Genomic DNA, 15,948 nt, shown 5'->3' with positions numbered 1-15,948 from the left:
GTGGTCGCGAGACCTGTACCCCCTCACCCGGATTGCTGCGCAATCCGACCTCTCCCCGCAGGCGGGGAGAGGTTAGCAAATCACTCCCCCGCCTGAAGCTTCCGCGGGAACAGCTCCGGCGCGGTCGCCACCAGGCGCGGGCCTTCCGCCGCCGTATCGCTCTTGCTGAAATCGAGCTCCTCGATCCGGCCGGCGCGCTTCTCGATCTTATCGGCGGAGATCAGGATCTGGCGGACGTCCTCGTTCGCATCGGAAAAATGTTTCTGCAGCTTGACCACGCGATCCCTGAGACGACCCAAATCGTCGCCGAGCTTGATCACTTCGGTCTGGATCTGGTCGGCGGCATCGCGCATGCGCGCGTCCTTCATGATCTGCTGCATCACCTGGATCGCCAGCATCAGCAGCGAAGGCGAAACCAGCACGACGCGGGCGCGGTAGGCCTTCTGGATCACGTCGTCGAAGCCGTCGTGGATTTCCGCGTAGACGGATTCCGACGGCACGAACATCAGCGCCATCTCCTGGGTCTCGCCGGTGACGAGATACTTTTCCGCGATGTCGCTGACATGCTTCATCACGTCGCCGCGCAGCCGCTGCGTGGCGACGCGCCGCTCCTCGTCGGTGCGGGCGTCGTGCAGCGCGGTCATCGCCTCCAGCGGGAATTTCGCATCGATGCAGAGCGGGCGCTGGTCGGGCAGGAACACGACGCAGTCGGGCCGCTTTCCGGTCGAGAGCGTGAACTGGAACTCGTAGGAGCCCTTGGGGAGACCGTCCTGGACGATCGCCTCCATTCGCGCCTGCCCGAAAGCGCCGCGCGACTGCTTGTTGGCGAGCACGTCGCGCAGGGTGGTCACCTGCGTGGTGAGGTCGGTGAGGTTCTTGTGCGCGTTGTCGATGATGCCGAGCCGCTCGTGCAGCGCACGCAGGCTCTCCATGGTGTTGCGGGTCGAGTGTTCCATCGACTGGCCGACCCGGTGGGTCACCGAATCCAGCCGCTCGTTGACCGCTCGCGCCATCTCGGCCTGGCGGCCGGCCAGTGCCTGGGTCATGGCGTCGGCCCGGCCGGCGGCCTCGCTCTGGGCGTGCAGCACCTGGGCGAGGCGCTCCTCGAGCTCGTCGGCCCGGATCGCGTTCGCCATGGCGAGTTCCGCGCCGCGCCGTCCGGATCTGGCGATCACGACCGCAATCACCACCAGCAGGATGAGGACGAGGGCCCCGAAGCCGATCAGCGCGTCGATCGTGCGCACCGGCCAGTCGCCCAGCATGAAAATGATCTCGTTCATGGCAGCCCTTCTAGCCGATTCGCGGGAATCCGCGAACGAAGAGGGAACGTGCGGGGTTAATGCCCCCCTAATTTTTATGGTTAACCAAAGGTGAAGTTTTATGGTTAGCGGAGGGTTAACGGGGTTCCTCGCCGCATTGACCGCATCCGGCGCGGGGCTTAAATCGCGGCCATGGCCCTCAGAGAAATCATCATCCTGCCCGACAAGCAGCTGCGTCTGGTCTCCAAGCCGATCGAGAAGGTCACGCCGGAGATCCGCAAGCTTGCCGACGACATGTTCGAGACCATGTACGACGCGCCCGGCATTGGCCTGGCCGCGATCCAGATCGCGCAGCCGCTGCGGCTGATCACCATGGACCTCGCCAAGCGCGACGAGAACGGCGAGACCACGCCGCTGCCGCGCGTCTTCATCAATCCGGAGATCATCGCCTCGTCCGAGGAGCTCTCGGTCTACGAGGAAGGCTGTCTCTCGATCCCCGAATATTACGAGGAGGTCGAACGGCCCGCGAAGGTGCGCGTGCGCTTCACCGACCTCGACGGCAAGGTGCACGAGGAGGATGCCGAGGGCCTCTACGCCACCTGCATCCAGCACGAGATCGACCATCTCAACGGCGTGCTGTTCGTCGACTATCTGTCGAAGCTCAAGCGCGACCGCGTGATGAAGAAGTTCGAGAAAGCCGCCAAGCGCGCGGAGTAGCCAAGCCCTCCGCCGTCATGCCCGGGCTTGTCCCGGGCATCCACGTTCTCTCGCGCCGCGGGCAGGAAAGAACGTGGATGGCCGGGACAAGCCCGGCCATGACGAGTACCTTGCTCGCGTCCGAGGATTGTCTCGCCACATGCCCCTCCGCCTCATCTTCATGGGCACGCCCGATTTCTCCGTGCCGACGCTGCTCGAGCTGGTCGCGCATGGCCACGAGATCGCGGCTGTCTATACGCGCGCACCGAAGCCGGGCGGGCGACGCGGCCTGCAATTGCAGCCGACCCCGGTCGAAGAGGCCGCGCGAAAACTCGGCGTGCCCGTGCTGACGCCGAAGACGCTGAAGACCGAGGAAGCGCTGGAAGAATTTCGCAGCTTCGACGCCGATGCCGCCGTCGTCGTCGCCTACGGCATGATCCTGCCGCAGGCGATCCTCGATGCGCCGAAACTCGGCTGCTACAATCTTCACGCTTCGCTACTGCCGCGCTGGCGCGGCGCCGCGCCGATCAATCGTGCGATCATGGCGGGCGATGCCGAGAGCGGCGTCATGGTGATGAAGATGGATGTCGGCCTCGATACCGGCGACGTCGCCATGGCCGAGCGTCTTGCGATTACCGACACCATGACCGCGCTCGATCTGCACGACCGTCTCTCCCGCCTCGGCGCGGATCTGATGGTCCGCGCCATGGCGGCGCTCGGGCGGGGTGGGCTGCAGCTGAAAAAGCAGAGCGAGGACGGCGTCACCTATGCGGCCAAGATCGACAAGGCCGAGGCGCGGGTCGACTGGACCAAGCCCGCGCACGCGGTGCTGCGCCACATCCACGGCCTGTCGCCATTTCCCGGCGCCTGGGCCGAGCTCGACAATGCGCGCGTGAAGATCCTGCGCTGCGAGCTCGCCAAGGGATCGGGCGAGCCGGGCGCGGTGCTCGACGACCTCCTTACCATCGCTTGCGGCGAGGGCGCGATCCGCATCATCGAGCTGCAGCGCGAGGGCAAGGGCCGGATGCAGGCCGCGGACTTCTTGCGCGGCGTGCCGGTGAAGGCAGGAGCCAAATTCACCTAACGCTGTCATACCCCGCGAAGGCGGGGTATCCAGTACGCCGAGACTTCTGAGATGAACCGAACCGTCACGGCGTACTGGATCGTCCGCCTGCGCGGACGATGACACCGGATACGATGCCCCGCTACAAGCTCACCATCGAATATGACGGCGCGCCGTTCTTCGGCTGGCAGATCCAGGACACGCTGCCTTCGGTGCAGGGTGCGCTCGAGGCCGCCGTCAAGGCGATGACGGGTGCGGATTTGCGGGTGCACGGTGCGGGCCGCACCGATGCCGGCGTGCATGCGCGCGGCCAGGTCGCGCATGTCGATATCGAGAAGCAGTTTCCGCCCGGGCGTTTCCGCGACGGGCTCAATGCGCATCTGCGTCCGCATCCGATCGCGGTGCTGGAAGCCGAGATCGTGCCCGACGGTTTCGAGGCGCGCTTCTCGGCCGTGAAGCGCCACTACCGCTACCGCATCGTCAACACCCGCGCCAACCTCGCGCTCGACGTCGGTCACGCCTGGCGCGTGCCGCGCAAGCTCGATGCCGAGGCGATGCACGCGGCGGGACAGCGCCTGCTCGGCAAGCACGATTTCACGACGTTCCGCGACACCGAGTGCCAGGCCAAATCGCCGGAGAAGACGCTCGACCAGCTCGACGTCATCCGCGACGGCCGCGAGATCACGGTCATCACCTCGGCCCGCTCGTTCCTGCACAGCCAGGTGCGCTCGATGGTGGGATCGCTGGTCTGGGTCGGCGAAGGGCGCTGGACCGCGGACGATCTCTCCGCAGCGCTGGATGCGCGGAGCCGCGCAGCCTGCGGCATCGTCGCCCCGCCGGAGGGGTTGTATCTGATGAAGGTGGATTATTAGGGGGGCGCGAGGGCTTGATACGCTCGCTCTCGCCACACCCCCGGCGTCATGCCCCGCGAAGGCGGGGCATCGAGTACGCCGCGGCCTGTCGATTCTATCACTAACGCTTGTGGAATACTGGATCGTCCGCCCCAGTGCGCAATTGCGCACAAGGCGGACGATGACGGCGGGGGTGGCGAGAAACTACCGGCTACCCAAAATACCGCGTCAAAATCCCGCGATACACCTTCGTCAGCTTCTCCAGGTCCGCCACCGGCACGCGCTCGTTGACCTGGTGCATGGTCTGGCCGACGAGGCCGAACTCGATCACCGGGCAGTAGCTGGAGATGAAGCGCGCATCCGAGGTCCCGCCTGAGGTCGACAGCTCCGGCTTGCGGCCCGTGACCTCCTCGATGGCTGATACCGCGAGATCGGTGAACGGGCCGGGCTTGGTCACGAACACGTTGGAGTTCGAGGGCTCCCAGACGATGCGGGCCTTGATGCGGTTGCCGCAGGCTTTGGCGAGGCGCGTCTCGACCAGCTCGCGCAGACTCGCCTGGGTGTGATTGTCGTTGTAGCGGATGTTGAATTTGGCGCGGGCTTCGCCGGGGATGACGTTGTTGGCCTTGTTGCCGACGTCCACCGAGGTGAATTCGAGATTGGAGGCCTGGAACTGCGCGCTGCCATGGTCGAGCGGCTCGTCGGAGATCGCGACGATCAGGCGCGAGATATCCGGCACCGGATTGGCGGCGCGGTGCGGATAGGCGACATGGCCCTGCACGCCGTCGACATAAAGCGTGCCGGATTGCGAGCCGCGGCGGCCTACCTTGATGGTGTCGCCGAGCGTCTCGACATTGGAGGGCTCGCCCAGCACACAATGGTCGAACTTCTCGCCGCGCTCGGCGGCCCATTTCAAGAGCTTGATGGTGCCGTTGATGGAGACGTCTTCCTCGTCGCCCGTGATCAGGAACGAGATCGAGCCCGCACCGTCGGCGCGCGGCTTGCCGTCGTTCGCGGCGAGATGCTCCAGCACGGCTGCGACCGAGCAGGCGATGCCGCCCTTCATGTCGACGGCGCCGCGGCCATGCAGCACGCCGTCCTTCACCTCGCCGGAGAACGCGCCGACGGTCCAGGCGGTCTCGTCGCCCGGCGGCACCACGTCGGTGTGGCCGGCGAAGATGATGTGCGGCCCTTCGGTGCCGATGCGCGCATAGAGATTGTCGACGTCGGCGGTGCCGTCCTCGCTGAAGGTCACGCGGTGGCAGGTGAATCCGGCGGCGCCGAGGGCTTTTTCAAGCACTCCCAGCGCACCGGCATCGGCCGGGGTTACTGAGGGGCAGCGGATGAGATCGCGGGCAATCGAGAGGGCATCGGTCATGCGCCCCGATTAACATGCATGCCGCCGGGTGGGCTAGCGCTGGGCGGGACAATTTCGATCTCGCGCTGCTGGTCCCAGTTTTTCGCAGGGGACGCGGCGGATGCCGAATCGTCCTCGATATCGAGAAGCGGATCGGGACCGAAGCGGTTGTGGCCCGCGGTGCCGGGCCGGCAGTACATTTCGACGAGGCCCCACAGCCACAAGAGGGCGCCGGCCAGGTTGAACGAAAACACCCAGCTTGATTTGGGCAGCAGGTCCGCGAACTGGCTGAACAGGCCGGGGACGAAGAAGAACGGAATGATCCACCAGCCGCTCCTGTCGCGATCGTGCAGTCGCTTGATCGCCGTCGCGAGATAGATCCAGAAGAACAGCGCCATGCCGGAGGTCTTGAGGATCACGGTCGCGAGATCGGCGGATGTCGGCGAGCGGGAGGCGCGGGGATCGACCAGCTTGAACAGGCCGTCGAGGCCGAAATCGAAATCGAGCTCGATGCCGAGCTTGAGCGTGGACCTCGTCCCTCCGATGATCCCGATGACCTGACCGGCGATCTCCAGCAAGCCCGCCAGCAGCGCGACGATCAGCAGCGCCTGCCACAGCAGGGCGCGGTTGATGCGGCCGTCGAAACGGAACAGATACCAGGTCCAGTCCATGCGCAGGGCTCCGGGCGGTCGGGGCCGCCCGAAGATTGGTCGCGATGGAGGGAGGGTGGGTTCGATGCGGCCTTAAGTGTCGTCCCGGCGAAGGCCGGGACCCATACCGCGTGATCTATCGACTACGGGAGATAGTAGTACCGAACGACGAGTCTTCGCCAAACCACTGCCTGGGAGTATGGGTCCCGGCCTTCGCCGGGACGACACCGGAGCGGCAGCTTGCCCGATCAATCCCGCAGCAGCTCGTTGATGCTGGTCTTCGAGCGCGTGCGCTCGTCGACGCGCTTGACGATCACGGCGCAGGCCGTGCTGGGGCCGATCTGGCCGTTCTTCATGGGCTTGCCGGGCAGCGCGCCGGGGACCACCACCGAATATTCCGGCACTTCGCCCATGAAGATTTCGCCGGTCTCGCGATCGACGATCTTGGTCGAGGCGCCCAGGAACACGCCCATCGCCAGCACCGCGCCCTTGCGCACGATCACGCCTTCGGCGACCTCGCTGCGCGCGCCGATGAAGCAGTCGTCCTCGATGATCACGGGCTCGGCCTGCAGCGGCTCGAGCACGCCGCCGATACCGGCGCCGCCGGAGATGTGCACGCGCTTGCCGATCTGTGCGCAGGAGCCGACGGTCGCCCAGGTGTCGACCATGGTGCTCTCATCGACATAGGCGCCGAGATTGACGAAGGAGGGCATCAGCACGACGTTCTTGGCGATGAAGGCCGAGCGGCGCACCACGGCGCCGGGCACCGCGCGAAAACCGGCGTCGCGAAAGCGGTTCGGGCCCCAGCCTTCGAACTTCGAGGGCACCTTGTCCCACCAGCTCGCCTTGCCGGGACCGCCGCCAATGACGTCCATGTCGTTGAGGCGGAAGGACAGCAGCACGGCCTTCTTCAGCCACTGATTGACCTTCCACTTGCCGTCGGCGCCGCGCTCGGCGACCCGCGCCTCGCCCTTGTCCAGGGTCTCCAGCGCCTGGTCCACGGCCTCGCGCACCTCGCCCTTGGTTGAGGTCGAAATGCCGTCACGCGCGTCGAAGGCGCTGTTGATGGTGGATTCGAGGGCGGACAGGGACATCGGGATTTCCTCTTGGGATCGGGGATTTTGATGGGATTGGGCGCTTTTTCGGGATTTGGGGGGACGGAGTCAAGGCTCCGGCGTCGTCCCGGCGAAGGCCGGGACCCATACCCACAGGGTGTAATTTGGCGAAGACTCGGAGTGTGCTCCCCGCGTCCAATGATCTCTTGGGGTTATGGGTCCCGGCCTTCGCCGGGACGACTTGGAGAGAGCGTGCTGAGCCTCGCCAAAAACCCCGCCAGATCGTCCGTGACGTGGTCGACATGGGCCGCATCGCGGCCTTCCAGTTCCCAATCCTCGCGCACCACCTCTTTGGTCCCGTCCGGCACCACCAGCACCGTGGTCATGCCGAGCTCGTGCGGGACGGTGAGGTTGCGGGCGAGGTCCTCGAACATCGCGGCCCTGGTCGGATCGACCGAATGGTCGACGAGGAATTTCTGGTAGGTCTGCGGCGACGGCTTCGGTTCGAAGCCGGCGGCGATGATGTCGAACACGCCGTCGAAATGGCCGGCGAAGCCGAGCCGCGCCAGCACCGCATCGACATGGTCAACCGAGCCGTTGGTCAGGATCAGTTTGCGCCCCGGCAGTTTTGCGATGGCGGCCCCGAGCTGGGGGTTCGGCTCCAGCGGCGAATGGTCGATCTTGTGGACATAGGCGAGGTAATCGTCGGCGGAGACGCCATGCAGGGTCATCATGCCGCGCATGGTGGTGCCGAAACGGCGGTAATAGTCCTTCTGGATATTGCGCGCTTCCTCAGGACCGACGTTCAGCCAGTTGCACACGAACTCGCCGATCCGCGCATCGACCTGCTGCCATAGATTGACGTGATGCGGATACAGCGTGTTGTCGAGGTCGAACACCCAGGTGTCGACGTGGCCAAATGTGCGGGGGGAGGTCATTGCGTCTCTCTCAACTCGTCGTCCCCCGGCGGGCGAAGCGCGAGCCCGGGACCCATAGCCCCAGGACGGGGTTTGGCGAAGATTCGGGGTTGCCAGCTTCGCGCCACAACCACTCCCTTGGGTTATGGGTCCCCGCCTTCGCGGGGACGACGGCGGAGTGTGTGGCGCCACCCATCACGGCACCGCAAACCGCAGCGTCTTGCCGCCACTGCTCATGTCCACCGCGCCGAAGCCGGCCGCCGCAAAGCCGCGCGCGGCGCAATCGATCTGCTCATTGGTCTCGAACTTGGTCTCGCGCGTGCAGAGCTGCTTGTCGCCACCCCAGTTCAGCGGCTTGTCCTTCAGCTTGATCACGCGGTTGTCGGCATCGATCGCTTCGGCGAAGCTGAAGATCTGCTTCGGCTGGCCGCTCACATCCGGGTGCAGGCACTTGCCGGGATCGATCCGGTACCAGCCGCGGCTGGTCACGGACTTGCCGTCGTCGGTGGCGATCGCCGCCATCACCTTGTGCGGCGTGTCGTTGCACCAGGTCAGGCCGCTTGCGGACGGCGTCTGCGTCGCATCGACCATGGTCTTGAAGAAATTCGGCGACGACACCGTGTCGGAGGACAGCCCGCGGCTCTTCAGGAACGCGGCAAGCGCGGCTTGCGTCTTCGGCCCGTCGACGCCGTCGATCGCGCCGACGTCGTAGCCAATGATCACCAGCAGCCGCTGGATGCCGGCGAGCCGCGCCTGCTCGTCGTCATATTCGGAATCCTCGGCGAGATAGGTGACGAGGTTGCCGTCGTCGCCCTGTGTCGGCGTCACCTGCGTGAAGGCGACCTGCGTCTGGCCGCTGCGGCATTGTCGCGCGGCGGCGATGACGAAATTGTCCTGCGCCACGCACAGCATGTCGTTGCCGTTCTGCGGGATCGGGGAGGCGCCATAGATGCCGAGCGCGCGGGCGTTGAGCAGGATGCGGTCCGCGCTCAGCGTGCCCTGCACCACCACGCGGCAGGTGGCGGGATCGATCCTGAACCAGCCGCGCGTCGCGGTCGCCGCCTTGTCGTCGATGCCGATCGCGGCCTCGACCACATAGGACATGCGGTTGCAGATCTTGAGGTCGGCCAGGGCGGGAGCCGAGGAGAACAGGAACGAGACGGCCGCGGCCGGCAGCGTCATCAGGAAGCGGGTGAGGGGGGAGCGGCGGCGTGGTCTGCCTCCGTCATGCCCGGCCTTGTGCCGGGCATCCACGTTCTTGGCGCGGGTCGAAAGATCGTGGATGGCCGGGACAAGCCCGGCCATGACGGCGTCTCTCGTCTTCTCGTCTCTCACTTGTGGATCAGCGTTCCCGTGCCCTGGTTGGTGAAGAGCTCGAGCAGCACTGCGTGCTGCATCTTGCCGTCGATGATGACGACGCCCTCGACGCCCTGTTCGAGCGCGTAGATGCAGGTCTCGACCTTCGGGATCATGCCGCCGGAGATGGTGCCGTCGGCGATCAGTTTTCGCGCGTCCTTGACCGAGAGCTGCGGGATCAGCTTCTTCGATTTGTCGAGCACGCCGGGCACGTCGGTGAGCAGCAACAGGCGCTTGGCCTTCAGCGCACCGGCCACCGCGCCGGCAAAGGTGTCGGCGTTGACGTTGAGCGTCTGGCCGTCCTTGGAGGTCGCGAGCGGCGCCAGCACCGGGATCAGCTCGTAGCCGATCAACTGGTTGAGCAGGGTGAGGTCCACCTTCTCGGGGTCGCCGACGAAGCCGAGGTCGACCGCCTTCTCGATATGCGAGCCCGGATCGATGATGGTGCGCGTCGTCTTCGACGCCTTCACCATGTTGCCGTCCTTGCCGGACAGCCCCACGGCCTTGCCGCCGGCTTCGTTGATGTAGCCGACGATCTGCTTGTTGACGGAACCGGCGAGCACCATCTCGACGATCTCAATGGTCGCGGCGTCGGTGATGCGGAGGCCGGCCGCGAATTCCGAGACGATGCCGAGGCGCTTGAGCATGGTCGCGATCTGCGGCCCGCCGCCATGCACGACGACTGGATTGATCGCGGTCTGCTCCAGCAGCACGATGTCGCGGGCAAAGTTCTTCGCGGTCTCCTCGTCGCCCATGGCATGGCCGCCATACTTGATGACGATGGTTTCCTCGTCATACTGCTGCATGTGCGGCAGCGCTTCGGACAGGATGCGGGCCTGGTCGAGCGGGGAGATGTCGGTCATGTCACGGATCTCGCTGGCGGGATACTCGGGCCGCGTTCTATCCGATTGGCGGGCGCGGCGCAAAGTGTGGCTGCCATGCCGCTCTCGTGTCCCGGACGCGGTGCGGCGCGTAGTGCCGCTCCGCTGAGCCGGGACCCAGAAAGCGGCGTGGGCCCCGGCTCAGCAGCGCATCGCTGGAGCGCTGCGCTGCGTCCGGGGCACGAGACCTACTTCCTCGCCACCACTGCCGCGAGCGTCACCGCCAGCCAGCCCAGGATCATCACCGTTCCGCCGGTCGGCGCGGCCATCGGAAACAGCGCGTGGCCGGCATATTGCCGCAAGGTGAGATCGCCCGCGAACAGCGCGGCACCGATCACGAAGCCAGCCGCCGCAACGAGGCCAATTCCGCCGTGCAGAAGGCCGCGCGCGAGCAATCCGATCGCCGCAAGTATGGCAGTTGCATGAAACAGCAGCATGGCGCTGGCGGAGGCGAGCCGGCTCGCATCTGCGCCGTGGGCCGAGGCTGCGGCCAGCGCGACGCCGGCGGCGCCCATCAAACCGGCAAGCCCGATCAGCAGGCGGTGCGCCACCATCACGAGGCCCGCTCTTCCAGCAGCTTTGCCATCGCGGCGCGCAGGCTCTCCATGCCGGTCGAGCTGCGCGAGGAGGTCGCGAGCACGCTCGGGAATGCGGCCGGATGCTTGGCCAGCGCCGCCTCGGTCTCGGCGATGCGCGATTCTAGCTCGCCGGCCTTCACCTGGTCGGCCTTGGTGAGCACGATCTGGTAGCTGACGGCGGAGCGGTCGAGCGTCTTCAGGATCTCGAGATCGACGTCCTTGAGCCCATGCCGCGAGTCGATCAGCACATAGACGCGCGCGAGCGAGGCGCGGCCGAGCAGGAATTTGTGGATCAGCTCGGTCCAGGACGCGACCTGGCTCTTCGGCGCCTTGGCATAGCCATAGCCGGGCATGTCGACGAGGCGCAGGTCCTTCTTGCCGGGGACCTCGAAGAAGATCAGTTCCTGGGTGCGGCCCGGCGTATGCGAGGTGCGCGCCAGTGCGTTGCGGCCGGTGAGCGCGTTGATCAGGCTGGACTTGCCGACATTGGAGCGGCCGGCAAAGGCGACCTCGAGCCCGTCCATCGGCGGCAGCGTCGCGATCGACGGCGAGGCCCAGATGAACTGCCAGTCCCGCGCGAACAGTTTTCGCCCGGCTTCGATCAGTCTGTCGTCTGACTTGTCGGTCATCTGAAAAGTCTACCCTCGCGTCATGGCCGGGCAAAAGCGCGAAGCGCGTCTTCGCACAGATGTCCCGGCCATCCACGTCGCTCTGCCGGGCACCCTCCTAAACGTGGATGCCCGGGACAAGCCCGGGCATGACGCTGTGGAGGCACTTGCCTGACAGTATCGGACGGCTACGTCGCCTTCCTCGCGAACGTCGCCTTGAGATTGTCGAATAACTCCACCTTCACGCCGTTGCGGCGCATGATGAAGCTCTGCTGGAGCACCGAGAGCAGATTGTTCCAGGCCCAGTAGATCACGAGACCCGCCGGGAAGCCGGCCAGCATGAAGGTGAAGATCAGCGGCATCCAGTTGAAGATGATCTGCTGCGTCGGATCCGGCGGCGTCGGGTTCAGCTTCATCTGGAACCACATCGTGATGCCCATGATGATCGGCCAGATGCCGAGCGCGAGGTAATGGCCGAACACGGGAATCGTCGTCGGATCGAACGGGATCAGCCCGAACAGGTTGAACAGATTGGTCGGATCCGGCGCCGAAAGGTCCTTGATCCAGCCGAAGAACGGTGCGTGCCGCATTTCGATGGTGACGAACAGCACCTTGTAGAGCGAGAAGAACACCGGGATCTGGATCACCACGGGAAGACAGCCGGCGACCGGATTGATCTTCTCCTTGCGGTAGATCTCCATCATCTCCTGCTGCTGCTTCACCTTGTCGTCGGGGAAGCGCTCCTTCAGCGCCTGCAGCTGCGGCTGGATCGACTTCATCTTCGCCATCGAGGCGTAGGACTTGTTCGCCAGCGGGAAGAACAAGAGCTTCACGATCACGGTCACGAGCAGGATCGAGATGCCGAAATTGCCGAAGAAGCGGTAGAAGAAGTCGAGACCGAGGAACATCGGCTTGGTGATGAAGTAGAACCAGCCCCAGTCGATCAAGAGATCGAAGTGGTTGAGGCCGAGCTCCTTGTTGTAGCCGCCGAGGCCGGCGAACGGGAACACGCCGACGACGCCGGCTTCCTTGGCGCCCGCGAACAGCCGCGCATTCGCGGTCGCGGTGCCGCCGATCGCGACGGTGACGGGGTCGAGCAGGTAGTCGGTCTGGTAGGTGTGGAGGTTGCCGGACGGGTTCGACGAGAAGCGCGCCTGCAGCTTGGCATTGGTGTCGGGCAGCAGCGCCGACGCCCAGTACTTGTCGGTGATGCCGAGCCAGCCATTGGTGACGTTGTTGAAGTTCACCTGCTTGGCTTCGTCGACCTTCTTGTAGGCATATTCCTGCAGCTTCTCGTCGCCGAGATAGCCGATCAGGCCTTCATGCAGGATGTAGTAGCCCGAGACCTGCGGCGCGCCGTGGCGCGAGATCAGCGCGAACGGATAGAGCGTGACCGGCGCGTTGCCGACATTGCTCACTTCGTCCTTGATGGTGAAGAGATAATGGTCGTCGACCGAGATGGTGCGGCGGAAGGTGAGGCCGTCGCCATTGTCCCACTTCAGCACCACCGGTGTCGTCGGCGTCAGGCTGCCGCTGCCGTCCTGCTGCCAGACGGTCTGGGCGTCGGGCATCTTCGCGGTCACGCCGGTCGCGGCCACCCAGCCGAACTCGGCGTAATAGGGCTCTGCGGTGCCCGAGGGCGAATAGAGGACGATCGGCGGCGATTTCGGGTCGACCGTCTCGCGGTACTGCACCAGCGCGAGGTCGTCGATGCGGCCGCCCTTCAGCGAGACGCTGCCGGCGAGGCGCGGCGTGTCGATCTTCACGCGCGGGCTGGCGGCGATCGCGGCGTCACGGGCCACGACCGGCTGCTGGCTCTGCTGGCTCGCACCGGGCGTCGTGGGTTGCGCGCCGCCGGCCTGCGGCGTCGCGCCCGGCGTTGCGGAGGCGGTCGGCTGCGGCGTGGTCTTCTGCAGCTCGGCCTGCGCCTGCTGCTGGGCGCGCTGCTTCTCCATCGCCGGCACGTTGTAGAAATACTGCCAGGCGATCAGGACGAGGCCCGACAGAATGACGGCGAGGATGGTATTGCGATTGTCGGTCATCTCTAATGTCTCGTCATCAATCCGGTTTGCGGCTGGCAGGGGCAGTGGCGTCTGGCCTCTGGCCACGTCCCTTCGGGGGTCCCTTGTGAGTCCCCCTGGCCGTATGCCGCGCGGGCTTCGAGAAGGCTATGCGCAGATCGTCGAGCATGGTGGCGAAGTCGCGCGACAGCGCGTCCCTTCGGCCGACCAGTACATAATCATGATGGGGCTGCATCGACACCGGATCGAGCCGCTTCACCAATTCGCGAAGCCGGCGCCGGATGCGATTGCGCTCGGGGGCGTTGCCGTTCTTTTTGGTGACGGTGAAACCGATCCGGATCGGGCCGCTGTCGTCGCGGCCAAGGCTTCTGCGGTCAAGGCTTTGCAGGACGAACGCGGGACTATTCGCCCGCGCGCCATTGGCAACGGCGAGGAAATCCGCCCGCTGCCTCAGCCGATCCATGATGAAATCCCAAAAAGGGGGTCCGGCTCAGGCGCTCAGACGCTTGCGGCCGCGGGCGCGGCGGGCGGCGAGAACCTTGCGGCCGCCGGCAGTGGCGAGACGGGCACGGAAACCGTGACGGCGCTTGCGCACCAGTTTGCTGGGTTGATAAGTCCGCTTCACGGGTTTTTCTCCGCTGACCGGGCAATTTGCCTGTAGAATTGATGGTAAAGTCCGGAAGATGCGGCCCAAACGGGCCCTTTTCGGCCCCAAGAGAGCCGCTCCCGGCGTCACACCGGGTCATCGCGGACAATTTGCGCGGCTTATAAGGGAGCGTCTTGTTTTCGTCAACGCCGCACAAGCGCACGATTCCGATGAATATCGCTGTTTGTGCGGGGTTTTTAACTCTGAAGGTGGCGACTCGCCCTATCAGCGCTTACATCCCACCTCGGCAGATTAGCGATCCGTAATTTGACCGGGGCTTGGGCGGACCGCATCCTTCATTCTTCAAGGCAGCGAGGGCGAATTTCGTGGCGGCGACAGACCTCCAGTCGGGCCAGGATCTGGACCAGCGGGACCCGCCCGTCACGCGGCCGCGCGGGCCGGACGGTCTTGGCCTGTCGGGCAAGCTGCTGCTGCTCACCGTCCCCCTGGTCATGATCGCGGCCGTCCTGCTCTACGTGCCCGCCATCGCCAACTTCTGGGTCAACCGCCTCAACGACCGCGTCGCGGCCGCCAACACGGCGGCGCTGGTGCTGGATGCCGCCCCGCTCGGCATGGTCCCCGATTCGCTCTCGCGCGAGATCCTCAAGAGCATCAATGCGCGCGCCGTCGCCATCAAGATGGGCCAGCAGCGCCGGCTGCTCGCCAGCGACAATCTGCCGGCCGCGATCGAGCATGATGTCGACCTGCGCGACATGACCGCCTGGGAGGCGATCACCGGCTCGTTCCAGATGATGCTGGAGACCGGCAACCAGGCCATCCGCATAGTTGGCCCCGGCGTCGGCAACGCCCAGTTCGTCGAGATCGTGACCGACGAATTGCCGCTGCGGCAGTCGATGTACCGTTTCTCCCGCAACGTCGTGGTGGTCGCGCTGATCATCGGCGTGCTGACCGCGGGCCTCGTCTATCTCGCGCTCCATTATCTCTTCGTGCGGCCGATGCGGCGGCTGACCGCGAGCCTGGTCGGTTTCCACGAAAACCCTGAAAGTTCGGCGGGAATCATCGTTCCGAGCCAGCGCAGCGACGAGATCGGCGTCGCCGAACGCGAGTTGTCGGACATGCAGCGCGACCTGATGTCGATGCTGCATCAGAAGAGCCGCCTCGCCGCGCTCGGCCTCGCAGTGTCCAAGATCAATCACGATCTGCGCAATTTGCTGGCGTCGGCCCAACTCTTGTCGGACCAGCTCGCCAGCGTGCCGGATCCGCGGGTGCAGCGCTTTGCGCCAAAGCTCGTGCGCTCGCTCGAGCGCGCCATCGCCTTCTGCCAGTCGACGCTGTCCTATGGCCGCGCCCAGGAAGCTGCGCCCGACCGCCGCATGATCCTGATCGAGCCCGTGGTGCTGGAGGTGCGCGAGACCGCGGGGCTTGCGTCCGACGCCTCGATTGCCTGGGTTGCCGCGATCGAGCGCGGGCTCGCGATCGACGCCGATCCCGACCAGTTGTTCCGCGTGCTGCTCAACCTCGTCCGCAACGCCGCCCAGGCGCTGGAAAGCCACGCGACCGGCGATGGCGGAGCGCAGCAGATCCGGATCACCGGCAAACGCGAGGGCGCCGTCGCCATCCTGGAGGTCTCCGATACCGGCCCCGGCGTGCCCCAGAAGACGCGGGAGCACCTGTTCGAGGCCTTCCAGACCTCCGGCCGCCCCGGCGGCAGCGGCCTTGGCCTCGCGATCGCCGCCGAGCTGGTCCGCGCCCATGGCGGCGACATCCACCTGGTCGAAGGCACCCTCGGCGCCACTTTCCGGATCGTCATCCCCGACCGCCCCGTGGAACTCCTCTCCATCCGCAACGAGCGGCAGAGGGCGTAGGTCGGCCAGTGGCCGACAGAACCCGTCATTCCGGGGCGGCGCAAAGCGCCGAACCCGGAATCCAGAGGTTTTAGGCACGAGATTCCGGGTTCTCGCTTCGAGAGCCCCGGAATGACCGGGGGCCAACCGTCATCTCCCTGCAAAATCTCCGCATCCCGGACCTTGCCAATCGGGACAAGAGCGG

Annotated in this window: 16 protein-coding genes; 4 read left to right on the top strand and 12 right to left on the bottom strand. The window is 65.7% G+C overall.

Going from position 1 to position 15,948, the window contains the following annotated elements; translation table 11 throughout:
* Nucleotides 1–80: 80 nt before the first annotated feature.
* Nucleotides 81–1,280 (bottom strand): DNA recombination protein RmuC, encoded by a 1,200-nt coding sequence (locus tag JQ617_RS17735; protein ID WP_212027408.1) that lies wholly within the window; start codon nucleotides 1,278–1,280, stop codon nucleotides 81–83.
* A gap of 171 nt (nucleotides 1,281–1,451) precedes the next feature.
* Between JQ617_RS17735 and def the strand changes: the two genes are divergently transcribed.
* From def to truA, 3 genes are all read left to right on the top strand, one after another.
* Entirely contained in the window at nucleotides 1,452–1,976 is a 525-nt protein-coding gene (gene def / locus JQ617_RS17730; RefSeq protein WP_212027407.1) for a peptide deformylase, read from the top strand.
* A gap of 139 nt (nucleotides 1,977–2,115) precedes the next feature.
* The gene (gene fmt / locus JQ617_RS17725) at nucleotides 2,116–3,039 is read left to right on the top strand and encodes a methionyl-tRNA formyltransferase (protein WP_212027406.1); all 924 of its coding nucleotides are present in this window, start codon (nucleotides 2,116–2,118) and stop codon (nucleotides 3,037–3,039) included.
* Nucleotides 3,040–3,152: 113 nt separating this feature from the next.
* On the top strand, nucleotides 3,153–3,890 hold the full coding sequence (gene truA / locus JQ617_RS17720; RefSeq protein WP_212027405.1) for a tRNA pseudouridine(38-40) synthase TruA: 738 nt from the start codon (nucleotides 3,153–3,155) through the stop codon (nucleotides 3,888–3,890).
* Between the two features lie 190 nt (nucleotides 3,891–4,080).
* On the opposite strand, the gene dapE is transcribed toward truA, so the two are convergent.
* The 11 genes from dapE to rpmH form a co-directional block, all read right to left on the bottom strand.
* Nucleotides 4,081–5,247 carry a succinyl-diaminopimelate desuccinylase gene (dapE, locus tag JQ617_RS17715; protein ID WP_212027404.1) on the bottom strand — a complete coding sequence of 389 codons (1,167 nt, stop codon included), beginning with the start codon at nucleotides 5,245–5,247 and terminating at the stop codon, nucleotides 4,081–4,083.
* Nucleotides 5,244–5,897, bottom strand: coding sequence for a DUF805 domain-containing protein (locus tag JQ617_RS17710; RefSeq protein WP_212027403.1), 654 nt, complete (start codon nucleotides 5,895–5,897; stop codon nucleotides 5,244–5,246). Before JQ617_RS17710 ends, dapE begins: the two co-directional genes overlap by 4 nt.
* A gap of 227 nt (nucleotides 5,898–6,124) precedes the next feature.
* The gene (dapD, locus tag JQ617_RS17705) at nucleotides 6,125–6,970 is read right to left on the bottom strand and encodes a 2,3,4,5-tetrahydropyridine-2,6-dicarboxylate N-succinyltransferase (protein ID WP_212027402.1); all 846 of its coding nucleotides are present in this window, start codon (nucleotides 6,968–6,970) and stop codon (nucleotides 6,125–6,127) included.
* Nucleotides 6,971–7,143: 173 nt separating this feature from the next.
* The gene (locus JQ617_RS17700; protein WP_212027401.1) at nucleotides 7,144–7,869 is read right to left on the bottom strand and encodes a pyrimidine 5'-nucleotidase; all 726 of its coding nucleotides are present in this window, start codon (nucleotides 7,867–7,869) and stop codon (nucleotides 7,144–7,146) included.
* Between the two features lie 174 nt (nucleotides 7,870–8,043).
* Nucleotides 8,044–9,030: a DUF1036 domain-containing protein gene (locus JQ617_RS17695; protein ID WP_212027452.1), complete on the bottom strand. Its 987-nt coding sequence runs from the start codon at nucleotides 9,028–9,030 to the stop codon at nucleotides 8,044–8,046.
* Between the two features lie 149 nt (nucleotides 9,031–9,179).
* On the bottom strand, nucleotides 9,180–10,067 hold the full coding sequence (gene argB, locus JQ617_RS17690; RefSeq protein ID WP_063693238.1) for an acetylglutamate kinase: 888 nt from the start codon (nucleotides 10,065–10,067) through the stop codon (nucleotides 9,180–9,182).
* Between the two features lie 206 nt (nucleotides 10,068–10,273).
* On the bottom strand, nucleotides 10,274–10,639 hold the full coding sequence (locus tag JQ617_RS17685) for a DUF423 domain-containing protein (protein ID WP_186467659.1): 366 nt from the start codon (nucleotides 10,637–10,639) through the stop codon (nucleotides 10,274–10,276).
* A complete protein-coding gene (gene yihA, locus JQ617_RS17680) occupies nucleotides 10,639–11,292 on the bottom strand; it encodes a ribosome biogenesis GTP-binding protein YihA/YsxC (RefSeq protein WP_063693244.1) in 654 nt (217 codons plus the stop codon). Before yihA ends, JQ617_RS17685 begins: the two co-directional genes overlap by 1 nt.
* A 167-nt stretch (nucleotides 11,293–11,459) precedes the next feature.
* Nucleotides 11,460–13,313: a membrane protein insertase YidC gene (gene yidC / locus JQ617_RS17675; RefSeq protein ID WP_212027400.1), complete on the bottom strand. Its 1,854-nt coding sequence runs from the start codon at nucleotides 13,311–13,313 to the stop codon at nucleotides 11,460–11,462.
* Nucleotides 13,314–13,329: 16 nt separating this feature from the next.
* Complete coding sequence (rnpA, locus tag JQ617_RS17670) at nucleotides 13,330–13,755, bottom strand: ribonuclease P protein component (RefSeq protein WP_212027399.1); 426 nt, start codon at nucleotides 13,753–13,755, stop codon at nucleotides 13,330–13,332.
* A gap of 27 nt (nucleotides 13,756–13,782) precedes the next feature.
* Entirely contained in the window at nucleotides 13,783–13,917 is a 135-nt protein-coding gene (gene rpmH, locus JQ617_RS17665) for a 50S ribosomal protein L34 (protein WP_008542748.1), read from the bottom strand.
* A gap of 347 nt (nucleotides 13,918–14,264) precedes the next feature.
* On the opposite strand from rpmH, the gene JQ617_RS17660 reads away from it, so the two are divergent.
* Entirely contained in the window at nucleotides 14,265–15,764 is a 1,500-nt protein-coding gene (locus JQ617_RS17660; protein WP_212027398.1) for an ATP-binding protein, read from the top strand.
* Nucleotides 15,765–15,948 lie beyond the last annotated feature (184 nt).

This window comes from Bradyrhizobium sp. KB893862 SZCCT0404 (genome assembly GCF_018130885.1).
GTDB classification, from domain to species: Bacteria; Pseudomonadota; Alphaproteobacteria; order Rhizobiales; family Xanthobacteraceae; genus Bradyrhizobium; species Bradyrhizobium stylosanthis.
This window is presented reverse-complemented; position numbering and strand designations above follow the sequence as displayed.

Excerpts from the sequence above, each read along its gene's own strand:
- rnpA (WP_212027399.1), bottom strand. The coding sequence starts at position 13,755 with ATGGATCGGCTGAGGCAGCGGGCGGATTTCCTCGCCGTTGCCAATGGC.
- fmt (WP_212027406.1), top strand. The coding sequence starts at position 2,116 with ATGCCCCTCCGCCTCATCTTCATGGGCACGCCCGATTTCTCCGTGCCG.
- def (WP_212027407.1), top strand. The coding sequence starts at position 1,452 with ATGGCCCTCAGAGAAATCATCATCCTGCCCGACAAGCAGCTGCGTCTG.
- truA (WP_212027405.1), top strand. The coding sequence starts at position 3,153 with ATGCCCCGCTACAAGCTCACCATCGAATATGACGGCGCGCCGTTCTTC.
- JQ617_RS17685 (WP_186467659.1), bottom strand. The coding sequence starts at position 10,639 with ATGGTGGCGCACCGCCTGCTGATCGGGCTTGCCGGTTTGATGGGCGCC.
- argB (WP_063693238.1), bottom strand. The coding sequence starts at position 10,067 with ATGACCGACATCTCCCCGCTCGACCAGGCCCGCATCCTGTCCGAAGCG.
- yihA (WP_063693244.1), bottom strand. The coding sequence starts at position 11,292 with ATGACCGACAAGTCAGACGACAGACTGATCGAAGCCGGGCGAAAACTG.
- yidC (WP_212027400.1), bottom strand. The coding sequence starts at position 13,313 with ATGACCGACAATCGCAATACCATCCTCGCCGTCATTCTGTCGGGCCTC.
- dapE (WP_212027404.1), bottom strand. The coding sequence starts at position 5,247 with ATGACCGATGCCCTCTCGATTGCCCGCGATCTCATCCGCTGCCCCTCA.
- JQ617_RS17735 (WP_212027408.1), bottom strand. The coding sequence starts at position 1,280 with ATGAACGAGATCATTTTCATGCTGGGCGACTGGCCGGTGCGCACGATC.
- JQ617_RS17710 (WP_212027403.1), bottom strand. The coding sequence starts at position 5,897 with ATGGACTGGACCTGGTATCTGTTCCGTTTCGACGGCCGCATCAACCGC.
- JQ617_RS17695 (WP_212027452.1), bottom strand. The coding sequence starts at position 9,030 with ATGACGCTGCCGGCCGCGGCCGTCTCGTTCCTGTTCTCCTCGGCTCCC.
- JQ617_RS17700 (WP_212027401.1), bottom strand. The coding sequence starts at position 7,869 with ATGACCTCCCCCCGCACATTTGGCCACGTCGACACCTGGGTGTTCGAC.
- dapD (WP_212027402.1), bottom strand. The coding sequence starts at position 6,970 with ATGTCCCTGTCCGCCCTCGAATCCACCATCAACAGCGCCTTCGACGCG.